Origin of the sequence: Bradyrhizobium sp. RP6, from assembly GCF_003837805.1 — a bacterium.
GTDB lineage: Bacteria > Pseudomonadota > Alphaproteobacteria > Rhizobiales > Xanthobacteraceae > Bradyrhizobium.
In genome coordinates, this window is sequence record NZ_RQIT01000025.1 from 73,340 (window position 1) to 91,722 (window position 18,383).

The window sequence follows — 18,383 nt, forward strand, 5'->3', positions numbered from 1 at the left end:
CTCTCAAAGGGGATGTTCATTCACGGTGCGGCGCATCTGGTGACAGAAGCTTTCGACGAACTGGGCAAGCGTTTCGAAATTGACGAGCAGCCTTTCGGCGTGCACCCAATCGTCCGAACCAGGAGCGAATGAATCCATCAATCGCCTTTGCCGGTCCGCGCGCGCACGGCACGTCGCAGCCCTGCTTTCAACGAACTCGAGTTGAGCACAATCGCGGCCAAGCTTGTCTTCTTCCTCGATCAACAGCTTTGTGATCGTTGACCGCGCGTGTGTCGAGATGTCCGGGACCTTCAACAGGTCCAGGTAGTGGTCGATATTTGCACGAGCGATGAATCTCTCCATGAAGCCACTCCCTTGCCGCACTTGCGAGGCTCCATGCTGCTACGCTATTGCCAAGTTGGCGAGTCGATTCTGGAACCTGGTGCCTCCGTACGATCCCGGTCGATCCAGGACACGGCCAAGATGAAGTTAACTGGGCTGGTCGTTGCACGTCGGTTTTTTCAAGCGACGCCAGCATCTGCGGGCCGCTCCCAATTCGACATGGGCAGCCTATGGCACCGCCGCCGTGCCGCGCGACCGGAACGAACATAAATCGACGTTCGCCCGATTCTCGGCACGCAGAATGAAGCTGATCTCTGAAAGAGGCCGCTGACGCAGGGGCCTCCCTTTCTTCAGACGCTGAAAATGAGCGTGTATGCGAGGACTGTTGAAAGGACGCCCAAGGCAACAGTGGTGATTTTAAACGAGGACCGCGGTCAAGCTGCACCCTCCCATGATTCAAATCAGTTGAATCCTACGCCTAAAGCGTGCCCGGGAAAAGTGCGCAGCATTTGTCCGAAAAGATCATGCTCAAACAACAACCGAAAAGCGCGATGAAGATTCCTCCTCGTCTCATCGCGCTTGAGCGATCAGGTGTGCCAGCAACTGCAGATTGGGAATTATGGAGGCTTCCGCCTGCCGGTACGGCCATCGTGCTTGTAGAGGAGCACCCCGGATTGCCGGGCTTGGCGACGCACCGAACTCACCCGCCGTCCCAGGAGCCTCGCTGCGTCCGCCGCGCTGATCCGATCCCGGGCCAAACGGGACAGGAGCGCCAGCTCCTCGGCGGTCCAGTCGGACGCTACTTGTGGTTCTCTCTCGCCATCCATGCAGCGTGAAGGGTACATAACAAATGTTAACGCAATCGTTAACGGGCGCTAACCATGTTGCGCTGAGCGACGGAAGAAGCCGTGCGCCTGCCGAATTTGGATGTGGCTGAACAGGACCAGGGTGCCGAGGGCAAATCCGCAAAAGAACATATTGCGAACATAGAACAGATAGGGTACATTGCTTTTATCGCCGAGCTGCCTCGCAACCGTTTGTCCCTCACGCGAATCCTCGCCATAAGGAGCAAGACCCAATGTCCGCAACTGCCCTGCGTATCGTCGAAGGATCTTCCATGGACAAGAGTAAAGCTCTGGCCGCTGCGCTCTCCCAGATCGAGCGCCAGTTCGGTAAGGGCTCGGTGATGAAGCTGGGCAAGAACGACCGGTCCATGGACATCGAGGCGGTGTCCTCCGGCTCGCTCGGGCTCGATATCGCGCTCGGCATCGGCGGCCTGCCCAAGGGGCGTATCGTCGAGATCTACGGGCCGGAATCGTCGGGCAAGACCACGCTGGCGCTGCATACGGTGGCGGAAGCGCAGAAGAAGGGCGGTATCTGCGCCTTCATCGACGCCGAGCATGCGCTCGACCCGGTCTATGCCCGCAAGCTGGGCGTCAACATCGACGAGCTCCTGATCTCGCAGCCCGACACCGGCGAGCAGGCGCTGGAGATCTGCGACACGCTGGTGCGTTCAGGCGCGGTCGACGTTCTGGTGGTCGATTCGGTCGCGGCGCTGGTGCCGAAGGCCGAGCTCGAAGGCGAGATGGGCGATGCGCTGCCGGGCTTGCAGGCCCGCCTGATGAGCCAGGCGCTGCGCAAGCTGACGGCCTCCATCAACAAGTCCAACACCATGGTGATCTTCATCAACCAGATCCGCATGAAGATCGGTGTGATGTACGGCTCGCCGGAAACGACCACCGGCGGCAATGCGCTGAAATTCTACGCCTCCGTCCGTCTCGACATCCGCCGCATCGGCGCGATCAAGGAGCGCGACGAGGTGGTCGGCAACACCACGCGCGTCAAGGTGGTGAAGAACAAGCTGGCGCCGCCCTTCAAGCAGGTCGAGTTCGACATCATGTACGGCGAGGGCGTCTCCAAGATGGGCGAGATCCTCGATCTCGGCGTCAAGGCCGGCATCGTCGAAAAGTCCGGCGCCTGGTTCTCCTATGACAGCCAGCGTCTCGGCCAGGGCCGCGAGAACTCGAAGGCATTCCTGAAGGCCAACCCTGATATCACCGCCAAGATCGAGACCTCGATCCGCCAGAACTCCGGCCTGATCGCCGAGCAGATTCTCGCCGGCACGCCCGAGCGCGACGCCGACGGCGAGGAGCCGGCGGACGAGTAAGACTTAACGCGGAAAATTTTTCGCGAGGAGCGGGCACTGAGGACGTTGAGTTGCCGACGTCTTCGGTGCCCGTTTCGTGTTGCGTGAGGGCGCGTCGACGATGAAGCGCGTGATTCTGACTAGTTCGTCCGGCGTTGGTGACCTATGCCGGTCGTGCTGACATGGTCGTCCCGTTGATCTTTCGGTTCGTTTGGGGGCCGTTGCCTACGTCGCACCACCTCGAGAACTATCTTACGGGAGGCTATTACAGGGGCGATCCGGAGTGCGGTGGTCCGATCTTGTTGGCCGGTTGCCTCAGACCGGTCTCGCGCACAAGGAGACTGGCCTGGTTCGGTTTTGCGAGACCTATGGCGTCGAGTTCATCGAGCTGTGGTTCGACCCTGAGCCTAACAGTCAATTGCAATTGATCTGGCCTGGACTATTTGCGGTCCTATCCATCGATCACCCATTGTCTTAGACTGCGACGGGTCAATTTCGATCTGCGCGAAGCGGACGGCCCGCAACTTCGCGATCGTACGGTGCGGGAATCGGAGATCGCAGAGTGCGACTTCGAGATAGCCAACATGGCCTGGGAGGCGTATCGGGCGCCGACACCTGAACTTTGCTTCGGGCTACTGACAAGGGATTTAAGCAGGCTCCCTTTCCTGAAACCGGTTCTGGAAGCGTTGCTAGCTGAACTGCCGTCACCAATCACCGGATTGGGCGCGACGGAGGCGCGGCTTATCGAGCTGATAAGGGGGCACAACCGTACAAAAGAACTGTTTCAGCCGGGCGGGCTGCTCGAAACGCGCGTGTTCGACCAGTGGGAGCTGGGTCCGTTGCTCGAAGGGCTTGCGTCGGGCCCGATGCCGGCGGTCGCAGGTCTCGATCCGAAACTCGCGACGCTCGCCCCGCACGATGCGCGAGGTCGCAACGCCGCCTATCGTCGGAGCCGGTTGTCGCTGACCGAATTTGGCAAAGCGGTTCTGGAAGGCCGCGAAGCTTTCCGTCGCCACAATCCGATTCGACGTTGGTGGGGCGGCACGCTGCTCACCAATGAACGGTTGTGGCGGTGGGATCGCGAAAGCCGGCTGTTGATTGCGCCCTAGCGGCGCATTCGGTGTTGTAGGGTGGGCAAAGGCGCACTTGCGCCGTGCCCACCATCTTCCAACTTCGCGAGAGGTGGTGGGCACGCTTGCGCTTTGCCCACCCTACGAGGCTACGAGACGTCCCGTCGCGTCTTTACTCCGCGGCTTCTGCGTAATCGCTGACCGGCGGGCAGGAGCACACCAGGTTGCGGTCGCCGTAGACGTTGTCGACGCGGCCCACGGGGCACCAATATTTGTCGGTGCGCGAGACGCCGTCAGGGAAGCAACCCTCGCTGCGGGTGTAGGCGCGATTCCAATCGTCATCGGCGATGTCGTGGACGGTGTGCGGGGCGTGGCGGAGCGGCGAGGCCGCGATTTCAAAGCGGCCGGCCTCGACCTCGGCGATCTCCTTCCGGATCGCGATCATGGCATCGCAGAAGCGGTCCAGCTCCGCCTTCGATTCGGATTCGGTCGGCTCGATCATCAGCGTGCCCGGCACCGGGAAGCTCATGGTCGGGGCGTGGAAGCCGTAATCGATCAGGCGCTTGGCGATGTCGTCCACGGTGACGCCCGAGGTCGTCTTCAGCGGCCTGGGATCGACGATGCATTCATGCGCGACGCGGCCCCTGGCGTTCTTGTAGAGCACCGGGAAGTGGGGATCGAGACGCGCCGCAATGTAGTTCGCGTTGAGGATCGCGATCTCGGTGGCGCGCTTCAGGCCTTCGCCGCCCATCATCAGGATGTAGATGTAGGAGATGGTGAGGATCGAGGCCGAGCCGAACGGCGCAGCCGAGACCGGGCCGACCGGCGCATCCGCTTGCGTCGCAGGATGACCGGGTAAGAAGGGCGCGAGATGCGCCTTGACGCCGATCGGGCCCATGCCGGGGCCGCCGCCGCCATGCGGGATGCAGAAGGTCTTGTGCAAATTAAGGTGACTGACGTCGGCGCCGTAATCGCCGGGCCTGGAAAGGCCGACCTGCGCGTTGAGGTTGGCCCCGTCCAGATACACCTGGCCGCCATGGCCGTGCACGATGTCGCAGATCTCGCTTATGTGCTCCTCGAACACGCCGTGGGTCGAGGGATAGGTGATCATGACCGCGGCGAGATCGTTCGCATGCTTCTCCGCCTTGGCGCGGAGATCACCAACGTCGACGTCGCCGTTCTTCTCGCAAGCCACCACCACGACGTCCATGCCGGCCATCGCGGCCGAAGCCGGATTGGTGCCGTGCGCGGAGGAGGGGATCAGGCAGATCTTGCGATGGCTCTCTCCGCGCGCGGCATGATAGCCGCGGATCGCGAGCAGCCCGGCATATTCGCCTTGCGCGCCTGAATTCGGCTGCAGCGAGATCGCGTCATAGCCGGTAATGTCGCACAACCATTTTTCCAGCCGCGCGAACAGCGCGTGATAGCCGCTCGCCTGCTCGCGCGGCACGAACGGATGCAGCGTCGCGAATTCCGGCCAGGTCAGCGGCATCATCTCCGTGGTCGCGTTCAGCTTCATGGTGCAGGATCCCAGCGGGATCATGGCGCGGTCGAGCGCGAGGTCGCGATCGCTGAGCTTGCGCATGTAGCGCAGCATCTCCGTCTCCGAGCGATGCGCATGGAAGACGGGATGGGTCAGGAAAGCGGTAGCGCGCTTCAACGCGTCCGGCAGCGCCTCGCGCGTCTCGGCGTCGATCTCGGCATAGGCGAGCGTGCCGCCGAAGGCACGCCAGACCGCTTCCACCGTCGCCGGCGTCGTGGTCTCGTCGAGCGCGATCCGCAGGGCGCTGTCACTGACGCCGAGATTGATCTTTTCGCTCGCCGCGCGCGCGACGATCTCGGCGCGCTTGCCGCCGGCATCGACGCTGAGCGTGTCGAAGAAGTTCTCGCTGTCAGGCGCAAAGCCGAGCTTGCGCAAGCCGGTTGCGAGCACGGCGGCGCGGCGATGCACATTGCGCGCGATCTGTGCCAGACCCTCGGGGCCGTGATAGACCGCATACATTGATGCGATCACGGCGAGCAGCACCTGCGCGGTGCAGATGTTGGAGGTCGCCTTCTCTCGGCGGATGTGCTGCTCGCGGGTCTGCAGCGCGAGGCGGTAGGCAGGCATGCCGCGGGAATCGACGGAGAGGCCGACGATGCGGCCGGGCAGCGAGCGCTTGAGCGCGTCGCGCACGGCCATATAGGCGGCGTGCGGCCCGCCATAGCCCATCGGCACGCCGAAGCGCTGCGCCGAGCCGATCGCGATGTCGGCGCCCAATTCGCCGGGCGAGGCGAGCAGCGTCAGTGCCAGCAGGTCGGCGGCAACGATCGCAAGCGCGCCCTTGGCCTTCAGCGCCGCGATGGCGGGCCTGAGGTCGCGCAGCGCGCCGGATGAACCGGGATATTGCAGCAGCGCGCCGAGCACGTCTGATTTGTCGAGATCGGCGAGGGGATCGCCGACGATCAGGGTCCAGCCGAGCGGCTCGGCGCGGGTCCGCATCACGGCCAGCGTCTGCGGATGCACGTCCTTGTCGACGAAGAAAGCCTTCGCCTTCACCTGCGAGTGCCGCTCCGCGAGCGCCATGGCTTCGGCGGCGGCGGTGGCTTCGTCGAGCAGCGAGGCGTTGGCGATGTCGAGCCCGGTGAGGTCGCAGATCATGGTCTGGAAGTTGAACAGCGCCTCCAGCCGGCCCTGGCTGATCTCAGGCTGGTAGGGCGTATAGGCGGTGTACCAGGCCGGGTTCTCCAGAATGTTGCGCTGGATCACCGCAGGCAGAATGGTGCCGGAATAGCCCTGGCCGATCAGCGAGGTGAAGACCTGGTTCTGGGCTGCAAGCTCGCCCATATGCGCGATCGCCTCGGTCTCGCTGAGCGGCTTGCCGAGGTCGAGCGGGGCGGCCTGCCGGATCGAAGCCGGCAGCGTTTCCGCCATCAGCGCCTCCACGCTCTTGGCGCCGACGGCCTCCAACATTGCGATGACATCGCGCGCCGAGGGTCCGATGTGGCGGCGGACGAAACTGGCGGCGGTCTCGCCGCTGGATTTACGGTGCGCGGTCATCGTTTGCTCCATCGTCGTTAAGCCGTATGCGCCGTGTAGGCGGCTTCATCCATGAGCCCGCCGAGTTCGCTCTTGTCGGCGATCTTGATCTTGAAGAACCAGGCCTTGCCTTGCGCATCCGAGTTCACCAGCGCCGGCTCGGCGGCAAGCGTCTCGTTGGCCTCGATCACTTCGCCCGAGATTGGCGCGTAGACGTCGGAGGCGGCCTTCACGGATTCCACGACGGCGGCGGCTTCGGCCTTCTTCAAGCTCCGGCCGACCTTGGGCAATTCGACGAACACGACGTCGCCGAGCTGCTGCTGGGCGTAGTCGGTGATGCCGACCGTGGCGGTATCGCCGTCGATCGCGAGCCATTCGTGGTCGGAGGTGTACAGCGTCGTGGTCATTGTCTTGTCCTCAGCGTTTGTAGGTGTTTTTGACGAAGGGCATGGCGGCGACCTGCACGGCTAAGCGCTGGCCGCGCACCTCGGCGAAGAGTTTCGTGCCGAGCGCGCTCAGGTTCGTGGGCACATAGCCCATCGCGACCGGCGCGTTCAGGCTCGGGCCGAAACCGCCCGAGGTGACCTTGCCGATCGGCTCGCCGCCGGCCTGATCGGCAAACAGCAGCGCGCCCTCGCGCACCGGCGCGCGGCCCAGGGCGAGCAGGCCGACACGGCGGCGGGATGCGCCGTTGTCGAAATGCGCAAGGATCTTCCCGGCGCCGGGAAAGCCGCCGGCGCGCATCCCGCCGCTGCGGCGGCTCTTCTGTACCGACCATTCCAGCGCGGCCTCGACCGGCGTGGTCGCGGTGTCGATGTCGTGGCCGTACAGGCAAAGCCCGGCTTCCAGCCGCAGGCTGTCGCGGGCGCCCAGGCCGATCGGCAGCACGTCCGGGTTTTCGATCAGCATCCTGGTCAGGCGCTCGGCCTCCGCAGCGGGAACGGAGATCTCGAACCCGTCCTCGCCGGTGTAGCCGGAGCGCGAGACGAAGCATTTGATGCCGGCGACCTCATGCGGGCCGGCATCCATGAATGTCATCGACGGCGCCTCTGCACACAATTTCGCCAGCGCCGCTTCCGCCTTCGGGCCCTGCAGCGCGATCAGCGCGCGGTCGGCCAGGGAATCGATGACGCAGTCGTCCGCGAGGTGCGCGCGCAGATGCGCCTCGTCCGCGTCCTTGCAGGCGGCGTTGACGACCAGGAACAGGTGATCGCCGAAATTGGCGACCATGAGATCATCGAGGATCCCGCCGTCTGCATTGGTGAACTGGGCGTAGCGCTGCCGGCCCGGTGCGATCGACACGATGTCCTGCGGCACCAGCCGTTCCAGCGCGCGGGCGGCGTCCTCGATCCTGCCCGACTTCGGGCGAAGCGCGAGCTGCCCCATATGGGAGACGTCGAACAGGCCGGCCGCGGCTCGCGTATGGAGGTGCTCCTTCAGCACGCCCGTAGGGTACTGCACGGGCATGTCGTAGCCTGCGAACGGCACCATCTTGCCGCCGAGGGACACATGCAGGGCGTGGAGGGGCGTCTGTCGAAGAGAGTTCTGGTCGTCGGGTAGTGGCATCACAGGGGCCCTCGGCGGTTCCCCGGGGACGATTCCCCGGGCCAACCAGTCGAAGCCCCATCTGTCGCTGTGCCTGAGAGTATTATCCCGTCGGCGGGTGCCACCCGGGTCGTTAGGCCCGTCGGCGCCTCTTTCCAGATGCTGTCAAAGCCACGCGGTCCTTTTGCCTGAGAGTTTCCGGGGCGGTTGCTCCTTCGGCGCCGGCACCAGTGCCGGTCTCTCCCGACGTGGCCGTACGATACAGATAAGTAAAGACCACAGGCCAGCCAAGCCTGTCAACGCGGCGGTTTCGCCTTTTCAACCGGGATTGCGCGCCCGCGGCAACCCTCTGATCTCCTTGCACAGTTTCTGGACACTGAAGCAGGCCTTGTCTAAAAGCGCTCTGGCCCGCAGATATCAGCCCTAACCTCTGGTTTGGATGGCAGGAAGCGGGTCCAAGCACACCCGATTGGATGAACATGAGCGGCGTCAACGAGATCAGGTCGACCTTTCTGAACTTCTTTGCCGAGAACGGCCACGAGATCGTGCCGTCCTCGCCATTGGTGCCGCGCAACGACCCCACGTTGATGTTCACCAATGCCGGCATGGTGCAGTTCAAGAACGTCTTTACCGGCGTGGAGAAGCGGCCGTATCAGCGCGCCACCACGTCGCAGAAATGCGTCCGCGCCGGCGGCAAGCACAACGACCTCGACAATGTCGGCTACACCGCGCGCCATCTCACCTTCTTCGAGATGCTCGGCAACTTCTCGTTCGGCGACTATTTCAAGGAGCGCGCGATCGAGCTTGCCTGGAAGCTGATCACCGGCGAATTCGGACTGAAGAAGGACAAGCTGCTCGTCACGGTCTATCACACCGACGACGAGGCGGCGGGCCTGTGGAAGAAGATCGCGGGCTTCTCCGACGACCGCATCATCCGTATCCCGACCTCGGACAATTTCTGGGCGATGGGCGACACCGGCCCGTGCGGCCCGTGCTCGGAGATCTTCATCGATCGCGGCGAGCACATCTGGGGCGGGCCTCCGGGCTCGCCGGAGGAGGACGGCGACCGCTTCCTCGAATTCTGGAATCTCGTGTTCATGCAGTTCGAGCAGGTGACGAAGGAGGACCGCCAGCCGCTGCCGCGTCCCTCGATCGACACCGGCATGGGCCTGGAGCGCATGGCCTGCATCCTCCAGGGCGTCGAGAGCGTGTTCGAGACCGACCTGTTCAAGAACCTGATCGATGCGACGGCGTCCGCGCTCGGCACCGGGCCGAACGAGCAGACCGTGGCCTCGTTCCGCGTCATCGCCGACCACTTACGCTCCTCCGCCTTCCTCGTCTCCGATGGCGTGCTGCCCTCGAACGAAGGCCGCGGCTACGTGCTGCGCCGGATCATGCGCCGCGCCATGCGCCATGCGCAGCTGCTTGGCGCCAAGGAGCCGCTGATGCATCGGCTGGTCTGGGCGCTGGTCCGCGAGATGGGCCAGGCCTATCCCGACCTGATGCGCGCGGAGAATCTGATCGAGGAAACGCTGCGGCTGGAAGAGACCCGCTTCCGCAAGACGCTGTCGCGGGGACTTGCCATCCTCGACGAGAAGAGCGCGGGCCTGAAGAAGGGCGACATGTTCGACGGCGACGTCGCCTTCACGCTCTACGACACCTACGGCTTCCCGCTCGATCTGACGCAGGACGCGCTGAAGTCGCGCGGCATCGGCGTCGACCAGGCGGCGTTCACCGACGCGATGGAGCGCCAGAAAGTGAAGGCGCGCGAGTCCTGGAAGGGGTCGGGCGAGGCGGCTTCCGAGGCGATCTGGTTCCCGCTGCGCGAGAAGCTGGGTGCGACCGAATTCCTGGGCTACGAGACCGAGAGCGCCGAAGGCGTGGTGTCCGCGCTGGTGAAGGGCGGCCACGAAGTCGCCAGCCTCAAGGCTGGCGAGACAGGCGCGATCGTGCTGAACCAGACGCCGTTCTATGCGGAGTCCGGCGGCCAGGTCGGCGACACCGGCGTGCTCTCGGGTGAGGGCGGCATCAAGTTCCGCGTCAGCGACACGCAGAAGAAGCTCGGCGATCTCTTCGTCCATGTCGGCACGCTGGAGAGCGGCGAAATCAAGCTCGGCACCGCGCTGCAGCTCGAGGTGGATCACGCGCGGCGCTCCTCGATCCGCGCCCATCACTCCGCGACGCATCTCATTCACGAGGCGTTGCGCCAGGTGCTCGGCGACCACATCGCCCAGCGCGGCTCGATGGTCGCGCCCGACCGCCTGCGCTTCGACTTCGTGCATCCGAAGCCGATCACGGCGGACGAGCTCGCCCGCATCGAGGACATCGCCAACGACGTGGTGCTGGAGAACGACGAGGTCACCACCCGCATCATGGGCGTGGACGAGGCCCGCGAGGCCGGGGCGCGCGCGCTGTTCGGCGAGAAATACGGCGACGAGGTCCGCGTCGTCTCGATGGGCAGGACCGCGCGCGAGCGCGGCGCCAACGCGCTCGGCTGGTCGGTCGAGCTCTGCGGCGGCACCCATGTGAAGCGCACCGGCGACATCGGCCTGATCACGTTGACGGGCGAAAGCGCGGTCGCATCCGGCGTGCGCCGCATCGAGGCGCTGACCGGCAATTACGCGCGCAAGCACGCCAACGAGACCATGGCGCTGGCGAAGACCGCGGCGAACGAGCTGCGCACCTCGCTCGACGACGTGCCGGCGCGGATCGTCGCGCTGATGGAGGATCGCAAGAAGCTCGAGCGCGAGCTCTCCGACGCCCGCAAGAAGCTCGCGATGGGCGGCGGCGCCTCCGCCGGCAACGGCGCCGCGGCCGGCGTGCGCGAGGTCGGTGACGTCAAGCTGATGGCGCGTGCCGTGGAAGGCATCGAGATGAAGGATCTCAAGAGCCTCGCCGACGATGGCAAGAAGCAGATCGGCTCGGGCGTCGTCGCCATCGTCGGCGTCACCGAGGACGGCAAGGCCGGTGTGGTGGTCGGCGTCACGCAGGACCTCACCGCGCGCTTCAATGCCGTGAACCTCGTCCGCATCGCCTCCGAGGCGCTCGGCGGCAAGGGTGGCGGCGGCCGCCCCGACATGGCCCAGGCCGGCGGCCCGGATGGCGCCAAGGCGGCGGCTGCGCTGTCGGCGATCGAAAAAGCGATGGCAGGCGCGTAAGCCCGGTGCGCCCCGTTCCGCGAGGACGTGGGCTTCGCGATCCCGAATTTCGGGATCGCCTCTACGATTTGCTGGAGCACGATCCGCTGGCCTATTCGGTCGGGTCGCGCTTCATCCAGCTGATCATCGGGGTCATCGTGCTCAATGTGGCCGCGATGATCCTCGCCTCGGTGCCGGAGCTCGATGCGCAGTTCGGCACGCTGTTCGCAGCCATCACCGTCCTCTCCGTGATCGTGTTCGCGCTGGAATATGCGGCGCGGCTGTGGACGGTGGCGGGGCACACCCAGTGCAAGGGCTCCGCGCTGGCCGACCGGCTCGGCTACGCCTTCTCCGCGCTCGGCATCATCGATCTCATGGCGTTCCTGCCCGCGGCAATCGTGCTCGCGACCGGCGGGCATGCGACGCTGGCCGCGCTCGGCGTGCTGCCGTTCTTCAAGCTGATCCGCTATTCGCCGGCGATGCGCTCGCTGCTCGCCGCCGTGCATGCCGAGCGGAGGGCGCTGATCGGCTGCATCGTCATCCTGATCGGCGCGGTGCTGACCTTCGCCTCGCTGCTCTACGCGATCGAGCGCGAGGTGCAGCCGGACAAGCTCGGCACCATTCCCCAGGCGATGTGGTGGGCGATCGTCACGCTCGGCACCGTGGGCTATGGCGACGTCGTGCCGGTGACGCCGCTCGGCAAGTTCGTCTCCACCTTTGCCATCATTGCCGGCTTCGCCATGATCGCGCTGCCGGTCGCGATCATCTCGACCGCGTTCGCGGAAGAGGTGAAGCGGCGCGATTTCGTCGTCACCTGGGGCATGCTGGCGCGGGTGCCGCTGTTCTCGCATCTAGCGGCCGCGGAAATCGCCGACATCATGCGACTGCTCAGGGCGCGCACCATCGAGCAGGGCGAGATCCTGGTGCGGCGGGGCGATGTCGCCTCGTCGATGTATTTCATCGCCGGCGGCGAGGTGGAGATCGCGCTGCCAAGCCAGCATGTGCGGCTTGCCGACGGCACCTTCTTTGGCGAGATCGCGCTGCTGCACAAAACAAAACGCAGCGGCACGGTGACGGCCACCCGCAAGACCCGGCTGCTCGTGCTCGACGCCCAGGACTTCCACGCTTTGATCGCGCGCATGCCGACGCTCGCCGAGCACGTCCATACCACCGCCAAGGCCAGGCTCGCCGACACCGGCGACCTCGCGCTCGCCGAGCTTGCGCAGGCGGAGAAGAACGACGCCGACCGCTGAGCGGTCAGCCTTTCTTCAGGAAAACATAATCCGCCGAGTAGGGCGCGCTTTTGAACTCGCCGGCCTTCTCGCATGCACCGTCGAGGTTGCCACCATGGGTGTTGATGCGCTGGACGGTGGTCACGGGCGTCAGGACGCCGCTGCCGCGGCGGGAGGCGACCTCCAGCTTCAGCCAGGGGATGTCGGCGGCGGTAGCGCCTGGTGCGCTGCCGATGGCCTTGCCGACGACGGCGCTGCCGTCGGCGAGCTCCCAGTTCGGCCCGGCGTAATGCCGGCCGATGGTCTTGCCGTCGGCGAGCAGAGTGGCGATCGGCTCGCGGAAGGCCCAGGCGAGCTTGCCGTCGGCGGCGGCCTTGCACTCATAGACCTGCGCGCCCTCGGCGTGGAGGCCGAGAACGACGGTCTCGCCGGGCGCCGCGATGGCGTCGGGGAGAGGATCGGCGGCTCTGGCTTGCCCGGCCATGGCGGCCAGCAATAGCAGGCTGGGGACGGCAGGCTTGATCGCCATGGTCGCATCTCCGCGCGAGGGCCACAAAAGTAAAAAGGGCCACGCTTTGGCGCGGCCCTTCATGATGTCTGGCCCAGTCGGGCGAAATTGCGGATGGCCGCTTACGCCGCCAGCGCCTTGGTCAGGTTTTCCGCGACCTTGTCGAGGAAGCCGGTGGTCGAGAGCCAGCGCTGGTCGGCGCCGACCAGCAGCGCGAGGTCCTTGGTCATGTAGCCGGCCTCGACGGTGTCGACGCAGACCTTCTCCAGCGTGCTCGCGAACTTGGCGAGCTCGGCATTGTTGTCGAGCTTGGCGCGGTGGGCGAGGCCACGCGTCCAGGCGAAGATCGAGGCGATCGAGTTGGTCGAGGTCTCCTTGCCCTTCTGGTGCTCGCGGTAGTGGCGGGTCACCGTGCCGTGGGCGGCTTCGGCTTCCACGGTCTTGCCGTCGGGCGTGAGCAGCACCGAGGTCATCAGGCCGAGCGAGCCGTAGCCCTGCGCGACGGTGTCGGACTGCACGTCGCCGTCGTAGTTCTTGCAGGCCCAGACATAGCCGCCGGACCATTTCAGCGCCGAGGCGACCATGTCGTCGATCAGGCGGTGCTCGTAGGTCAGGCCCTTGGCGTCGAAGTCCTTCTTGAACTCCTTGTCGAAGATCTCCTGGAAGATGTCCTTGAAGCGGCCGTCATAGACCTTGAGGATCGTGTTCTTGGTCGACAGGTACACCGGGTAGTTACGGAGCAGACCGTAATTGAACGATGCGCGGGCGAAGTCGATGATGGAATCGTCGAGATTGTACATCTCCATGGCGACGCCGGCGCCGGGCGCCTTGAACACTTCCTTCTCGATCACGGTGCCGTCCTCGCCGACGAACTTCAGCGAGAGGGTGCCCTTGCCCGGGAACTTGATGTCGGTGGCGCGGTACTGGTCGCCATAGGCGTGACGTCCGATGATGATCGGCTTGGTCCAGCCGGGAACCAGGCGCGGCACGTTCTTGCAGATGATCGGCTCGCGGAAGATCACGCCGCCGAGGATGTTGCGGATGGTGCCGTTCGGCGACTTCCACATCTGCTTGAGGTTGAACTCCTTCACCCGGGCTTCATCCGGGGTGATGGTGGCGCACTTCACGCCGACGCCGACCTTCTTGATCGCCTCGGCGGCGTCGATGGTGACCTGATCGTTGGTGTGGTCGCGGTATTCCATCCCCAGGTCGAAATAGAGCAGCTCGACATCCAGGAACGGGTTGATCAGTTTGTCCTTGATGTACTGCCAGATGATCCGGGTCATCTCGTCGCCATCGAGCTCGACGACGGGATTGGATACCTTGATTTTTGCCATGATCGGGGAAGCCTCTTGGGAACGGCGCTTTTGGCGCGCCACGGGAATATCCGCCGCCTCTTAGCACCGCCGCGCGGCGGGCGAAAGCCAAGGGATTATGCACTTTTAGCTCATCCAGCTTCCGCAGATGGGGAGCGGACAGCAGGGCCGCAGCCGGGCCGGGGCTCGCGTTCCCAGCGAGATTCAAAAGTCGAATCCAACTCGTTATTTCCCTTGAGAATTTCGTCAGGACAGGCAAACGACAGGCGGGCGGGGCCGGCCGGACGGCGCGGCTTGAATCGATTCCTGAGAGCGCCTGGCCAAGGCCTTGAGAGACAGTGTGAAAGCGAAGCGAGATGTCGGGGACTGACAAGAGCAAGGCGGGTCTATCCCTCGACGGTCCCATCGTCATCCTGGTCGAGCCGCAGCTCGGCGAGAACATCGGCATGGCCGCGCGCGCCATGGGCAATTTCGCCCTGAGCCGCCTGCGCATCGTCAACCCCAGGGACGGCTGGCCCAATATCGCCGCCCAGCGCGCCGCGGCCGGCGCCGACCACATTCTGGAACAGGTCGAATTGTTCGACACGGTGGAGCAGGCGGTCGCGGACCTCGACCTCCTGTTCGCCACCACGGCGCGCCCCCACGACCAGGCCAAGCCGGTGGTCGGGCCGGAAGCCGCAGCCGGCGAGATCGCCGGGCACGTCGCCACCGGCGGCAGGTGCGGCATCCTCTTTGGCCGGGAGCGCTGGGGCCTGACCAACGAGGAGGTCGGGCTCGCCAACCGCATCATCACCTTCCCCGTCAATCCGGGCTTCGCCTCGCTCAACCTTGCCCAGGCCGTGCTGCTGGTCGGCTATGAATGGTTCAAGCGGGCCACCTCGGGCGAGCTGCCGCACGCCATGCCGGAACGCTCCGAGCGCGCCTCGCAGCACCAGATGCAGGCCTTCTTCGACAATCTCGTGCGCGAGCTCGACAGGGTCGAATTCCTGCGCCCGGCCGAGAAGCGCGACACCATGCTGGTGAACCTGCGCAACATCTTCACCCGCATGGAGCCGACCAAGCAGGACATGCACACCCTGCACGGCGTGATCATGGCGATTGCCGAAGGACGCAAAGGGCCGGCCAAGGGCGGCGTGCTCGACGGCGAGCAGGCGACGCGCCTGCGCGTGCTCTTGGCCGAGCACGGGCAGGGCGGCGGCGTCACCGACAGCGGCTCGACCGTGCGCGGCCTTGCCCGCCTGCTCCGCCGCAACCCGACCGACGCCGAGCGCCTGCTGTGGCAGGCGCTGACCCGTGACCGCCGCTTCGCCGGCCAGTTCAAGCGCCAGACCCCTGTGGGGCGGCACATCCCGGATTTCGTCTCGTTCCCGCAGCGGATCGCGATCGAGCTGGTCAACCCGGGCGAGGGCGAGGCGATTGCGGCCGACCGCGCGTCACGGCGGACGTGGCTGGAGGCGCGGGACTATCGGGTGCTGGAGATCCGCGCGGCCGATGCGGAGCGCGATCTCGAGGCGGAGCTGGTGCGGCTGCAGGGGATGATGGCGGAAGGATCGAGCGCTCCGTAGCAGCAGGCTCAAGGAGCGCCGTACTCCACCAAGTCCCAGGAATATGCGTCAACTCCGCTGACGCTCGTGAGCGGCAGCTCGGCCTGCGCGCGGTCTGAGCGCTTCGTGCGATCCGCCAATCATGCTAGGCTGGCTCTCGCCGTGGAGGTGTTCAGCCGGTCGTGGACAGCAGGGGGGATTCTTTCAGTGAAATCCCGTTTTGAGTTACGCGCGCTCGACGAGTTCGCCACAAGGAGAGCGGGCGTGCTGATCTTGATCGGCCGCATTCTGCTTGCGTGGGTATTCGTCGGAAGCGCGTACGGAGCGCTATCCAATTTCGGCGGCTCGGTCGGCTATTTCAGGTCGCTGAACCTTCCAGCACCTGAGCTGTTCACCATCACGAACATAGCAGTCGAGGTCCTCATATCCCTTGGTCTGATACTCGGTCTCGGCACGCGCTACTGCGCAGTTCTGATGTTCATGTTCGTGCTGGCGGCGACAGTGATCGCGCACCGCTACTGGGAATATCCAGCCGGCGCGCAGCAGATTGGTCAATACAACCATTTCCTCAAGAACGTCTCGATCATGGGAGGCGCGATGTTGATCTTCGTCACCGGGCCAGGCCGTTTCAGCTTGGACCGGACAACGTAGACGGCATCACTTCACGTGAGGCTTGAATGCGTCCTCGATCGCTCGACGGATGCTCCTTGCGAGCGGCTTCAAGGCATCGCCCAGGAACGCGAAGAGAAGCATCAGCCACGTCGCAAGCGCGGCACACCACAGCATGACTTCCAGTATCTCGGGCATGGCGCCCTCTCGAAAAATACGATCTCTGAAATATGGCCAGTGTCGCCCAAAGGAACCGACGCGGCAAGTCGTCCTCTAAGTGGCAGAGCGCCGGAACACTCGCAATATGCTCTCGGAGCACCTTACTGGTGGCGCGCACCTCAATGGAAGAAGACCGCGTCGGCCACGACGCGTGTGCGCGTTGGAGAGCCGGTAAGCCTCGCTTGACCCACTGGAAAGCGGACATCCTCATTCGCGTGACCGCTGAAAGGACGGGATCGGTTACGTTTCACCAACCGCCAGGGACTCAGACCGCCTCGAGCTGCTCCGCCGCGCGCTTCTTCTTCGCCTTGGACTGACCGAGCAGGGGGCCTGCCGTGAGCGCCGCCGTATCGGCCACGCCCGGGTCGCGCGAGATCATCGCCGCGACGATGGCGCCGTCGATGAGGAGGCCGAGCTGGTGGGCCAGCACCGCAGGCTCGGTGGAGCCGAGCTCGCCGGCGAGCTTCTCGATGTGGCCGAGCACGATCTTCTTGTGCTTGAGCGCGATGTTGCGAAACTGCTTGGCGTCCTTGTCGTGCTCGCCGACCGCATTGATGAAGGGGCAGCCGTAGAAGCGCTCCTCGGCAAACCAGCTCTTCAGCGCGGGAAAGATGCGCGTGAGCTTCGCCTGCGCATCGCCGCCGCCTTGCTCCATGGCGCCGATGAACCATTCGCGCCATTGCTTGCCCTCGCTTTCCAGCACGGCATTGACGAGATTGGTCTTGGAGCCGAACAATTTATACAGCGTGGTCTTTGCGGTGCCGGCTTCCTCGATGATCGCATCGATGCCGGTCGCGTTGATGCCGTTCTTGCAGAACAGATGCGTCGCGGCACTGAGCAGGCGCCCACGCGCGGATTCGTCGTCGCCTGCGCCGGCGCGGGGCGAGTTCGCGTTCTTCTTCGATGACGTCTTTGCCATAGGCTGCAACTTAATCGCAGCTGCATCGCATCAGCAAGCCGCATCTGTCCAGCGCTGAAAAGATTCGCATCCGCCCATGCATCTGCTCCGGCTTTGAGCAGGAGGGGTCTGATCAATCGACAGGCAGCGACGCTTAAGCGGCTCCAATGCTTCGCATTTCGCTTTTGGCTGCTTCTGGCACGCTCCATGCAAGGAAACAGACCGTTCGGTATCCTACCGATTTCCACTTCTGCCAGGGAGAAGACTGATGACTGCCGTCGTTCAGAAGACAGTGCTGACGGGGTGCCTCGCGCCCATCGACAAGAATGGGCTCGAGCAGCTGATCGCCAACGGCAAGGCGAATCCGAAGGTCATCAAGACCTTGAAGTGCAAGACGGTCGCGGAAGGAAAATTCCGTCACGCCAACTACATCCGCAATCTGCCGCCCTACATCGTCGACGAGCCGCCGGGGCTGCTGGGCGACGACACCGCACCCAATCCGTCCGAAGCCTCGCTCGCCGCGCTCGGCTCCTGCCTTGCGGTCGGCCTGCACGCCAATGCCGTGCACCGCGGCTGGATCGTCAACAAGCTCGAGCTGGAGCTCGAAGGCGATCTCAACATCACCGCGGTCTGGGGCACCGGCGACACTTCCGACAAGCCGGTCGGATTCACCGATGTCCGCGTCAAGGTCGACATGGAATGCGAGGGCGTCTCGCAGGACGAGATCAATGCGCTGGTTGCCCATGTGAAGAAATGGTCGCCGGTCGCCAACACCTTCACCCGGCCGGTCAATCTCGAGGTCGGCATCTAGCAGACGGC

General features: G+C 64.7%; 15 protein-coding genes and 1 riboswitch. Of the genes, 7 read left to right on the forward strand and 8 right to left on the reverse strand.

The genetic code is table 11. From position 1 onward, the window contains the following. Positions 1-3: 3 nt before the first annotated feature. Positions 4-342 carry a hypothetical protein gene (locus EHH60_RS31205; protein ID WP_124163183.1) on the reverse strand — a complete coding sequence of 113 codons (339 nt, stop codon included), beginning with the start codon at positions 340-342 and terminating at the stop codon, positions 4-6. 1,057 nt (positions 343-1,399) lie between these two features. Between EHH60_RS31205 and recA the strand changes: the two genes are divergently transcribed. Together recA and EHH60_RS38195 are read left to right on the forward strand one after the other, a co-directional pair. After that, entirely contained in the window at positions 1,400-2,488 is a 1,089-nt protein-coding gene (gene recA / locus EHH60_RS31210) for a recombinase RecA (RefSeq protein WP_124163184.1), read from the forward strand. 563 nt (positions 2,489-3,051) lie between these two features. Further along, positions 3,052-3,576, forward strand: coding sequence for a hypothetical protein (locus EHH60_RS38195; protein ID WP_245454634.1), 525 nt, complete (start codon positions 3,052-3,054; stop codon positions 3,574-3,576). 133 nt (positions 3,577-3,709) lie between these two features. On the opposite strand, the gene gcvP is transcribed toward EHH60_RS38195, so the two are convergent. From gcvP to gcvT, 3 genes are read right to left on the reverse strand one after another with little or no spacing between them, the layout of a single operon-like run. Continuing rightward, positions 3,710-6,577: an aminomethyl-transferring glycine dehydrogenase gene (gene gcvP / locus EHH60_RS31220; RefSeq protein ID WP_124163185.1), complete on the reverse strand. Its 2,868-nt coding sequence runs from the start codon at positions 6,575-6,577 to the stop codon at positions 3,710-3,712. A 17-nt stretch (positions 6,578-6,594) separates the two neighbouring features. After that, positions 6,595-6,963, reverse strand: a complete 369-nt coding sequence (gene gcvH, locus EHH60_RS31225) for a glycine cleavage system protein GcvH (RefSeq protein ID WP_124163186.1) — start codon at positions 6,961-6,963, stop codon at positions 6,595-6,597. Positions 6,964-6,973: 10 nt separating this feature from the next. After that, positions 6,974-8,122: a glycine cleavage system aminomethyltransferase GcvT gene (gene gcvT, locus EHH60_RS31230; RefSeq protein ID WP_124163187.1), complete on the reverse strand. Its 1,149-nt coding sequence runs from the start codon at positions 8,120-8,122 to the stop codon at positions 6,974-6,976. Positions 8,123-8,268: 146 nt separating this feature from the next. Next, positions 8,269-8,357: riboswitch (glycine riboswitch) on the reverse strand. A 223-nt stretch (positions 8,358-8,580) separates the two neighbouring features. On the opposite strand from gcvT, the gene alaS reads away from it, so the two are divergent. Together alaS and EHH60_RS31240 are read left to right on the forward strand one after the other, a co-directional pair. Beyond that, the gene (gene alaS, locus EHH60_RS31235) at positions 8,581-11,259 is read left to right on the forward strand and encodes an alanine--tRNA ligase (protein WP_199752257.1); all 2,679 of its coding nucleotides are present in this window, start codon (positions 8,581-8,583) and stop codon (positions 11,257-11,259) included. Between the two features lie 5 nt (positions 11,260-11,264). Continuing rightward, positions 11,265-12,491: a cyclic nucleotide-gated ion channel gene (locus EHH60_RS31240; protein ID WP_124163189.1), complete on the forward strand. Its 1,227-nt coding sequence runs from the start codon at positions 11,265-11,267 to the stop codon at positions 12,489-12,491. 4 nt (positions 12,492-12,495) lie between these two features. Here EHH60_RS31240 and EHH60_RS31245 read toward each other — a convergent pair whose 3' ends face one another. After that, entirely contained in the window at positions 12,496-12,999 is a 504-nt protein-coding gene (locus EHH60_RS31245; RefSeq protein WP_124163190.1) for a DUF3455 domain-containing protein, read from the reverse strand. A 101-nt stretch (positions 13,000-13,100) separates the two neighbouring features. Then, complete coding sequence (locus EHH60_RS31250) at positions 13,101-14,315, reverse strand: NADP-dependent isocitrate dehydrogenase (RefSeq protein WP_124163191.1); 1,215 nt, start codon at positions 14,313-14,315, stop codon at positions 13,101-13,103. A gap of 335 nt (positions 14,316-14,650) precedes the next feature. Here EHH60_RS31250 and EHH60_RS31255 point away from each other — a divergent pair, with 335 nt between their 5' ends. Together EHH60_RS31255 and EHH60_RS31260 are read left to right on the forward strand one after the other, a co-directional pair. After that, positions 14,651-15,859, forward strand: coding sequence for a TrmJ/YjtD family RNA methyltransferase (locus EHH60_RS31255; RefSeq protein WP_124163192.1), 1,209 nt, complete (start codon positions 14,651-14,653; stop codon positions 15,857-15,859). Positions 15,860-16,045: 186 nt separating this feature from the next. Beyond that, a complete protein-coding gene (locus EHH60_RS31260) occupies positions 16,046-16,489 on the forward strand; it encodes a DoxX family protein (RefSeq protein ID WP_245454635.1) in 444 nt (147 codons plus the stop codon). Positions 16,490-16,495: 6 nt separating this feature from the next. Here EHH60_RS31260 and EHH60_RS37770 read toward each other — a convergent pair whose 3' ends face one another. Both EHH60_RS37770 and EHH60_RS31265 read right to left on the reverse strand, forming a co-directional pair. Next, the gene (locus tag EHH60_RS37770; RefSeq protein ID WP_197488810.1) at positions 16,496-16,645 is read right to left on the reverse strand and encodes a hypothetical protein; all 150 of its coding nucleotides are present in this window, start codon (positions 16,643-16,645) and stop codon (positions 16,496-16,498) included. 286 nt (positions 16,646-16,931) lie between these two features. Continuing rightward, positions 16,932-17,585 (reverse strand): TetR/AcrR family transcriptional regulator, encoded by a 654-nt coding sequence (locus tag EHH60_RS31265; RefSeq protein WP_124163194.1) that lies wholly within the window; start codon positions 17,583-17,585, stop codon positions 16,932-16,934. A 247-nt stretch (positions 17,586-17,832) separates the two neighbouring features. Between EHH60_RS31265 and EHH60_RS31270 the strand changes: the two genes are divergently transcribed. Continuing rightward, a complete protein-coding gene (locus EHH60_RS31270) occupies positions 17,833-18,375 on the forward strand; it encodes an OsmC family protein (protein WP_028178841.1) in 543 nt (180 codons plus the stop codon). Positions 18,376-18,383 lie beyond the last annotated feature (8 nt).

Excerpts from the sequence above, each read along its gene's own strand:
- gcvT (WP_124163187.1), bottom strand. The coding sequence starts at position 8,122 with ATGCCACTACCCGACGACCAGAACTCTCTTCGACAGACGCCCCTCCAC.
- EHH60_RS31255 (WP_124163192.1), top strand. The coding sequence starts at position 14,651 with ATGTCGGGGACTGACAAGAGCAAGGCGGGTCTATCCCTCGACGGTCCC.
- recA (WP_124163184.1), top strand. The coding sequence starts at position 1,400 with ATGTCCGCAACTGCCCTGCGTATCGTCGAAGGATCTTCCATGGACAAG.
- EHH60_RS31250 (WP_124163191.1), bottom strand. The coding sequence starts at position 14,315 with ATGGCAAAAATCAAGGTATCCAATCCCGTCGTCGAGCTCGATGGCGAC.
- alaS (WP_199752257.1), top strand. The coding sequence starts at position 8,581 with ATGAGCGGCGTCAACGAGATCAGGTCGACCTTTCTGAACTTCTTTGCC.
- EHH60_RS31270 (WP_028178841.1), top strand. The coding sequence starts at position 17,833 with ATGACTGCCGTCGTTCAGAAGACAGTGCTGACGGGGTGCCTCGCGCCC.
- EHH60_RS31245 (WP_124163190.1), bottom strand. The coding sequence starts at position 12,999 with ATGGCGATCAAGCCTGCCGTCCCCAGCCTGCTATTGCTGGCCGCCATG.
- gcvH (WP_124163186.1), bottom strand. The coding sequence starts at position 6,963 with ATGACCACGACGCTGTACACCTCCGACCACGAATGGCTCGCGATCGAC.
- EHH60_RS31205 (WP_124163183.1), bottom strand. The coding sequence starts at position 342 with ATGGAGAGATTCATCGCTCGTGCAAATATCGACCACTACCTGGACCTG.
- EHH60_RS31265 (WP_124163194.1), bottom strand. The coding sequence starts at position 17,585 with ATGGCAAAGACGTCATCGAAGAAGAACGCGAACTCGCCCCGCGCCGGC.
- EHH60_RS37770 (WP_197488810.1), bottom strand. The coding sequence starts at position 16,645 with ATGCCCGAGATACTGGAAGTCATGCTGTGGTGTGCCGCGCTTGCGACG.
- EHH60_RS38195 (WP_245454634.1), top strand. The coding sequence starts at position 3,052 with ATGGCCTGGGAGGCGTATCGGGCGCCGACACCTGAACTTTGCTTCGGG.
- gcvP (WP_124163185.1), bottom strand. The coding sequence starts at position 6,577 with ATGACCGCGCACCGTAAATCCAGCGGCGAGACCGCCGCCAGTTTCGTC.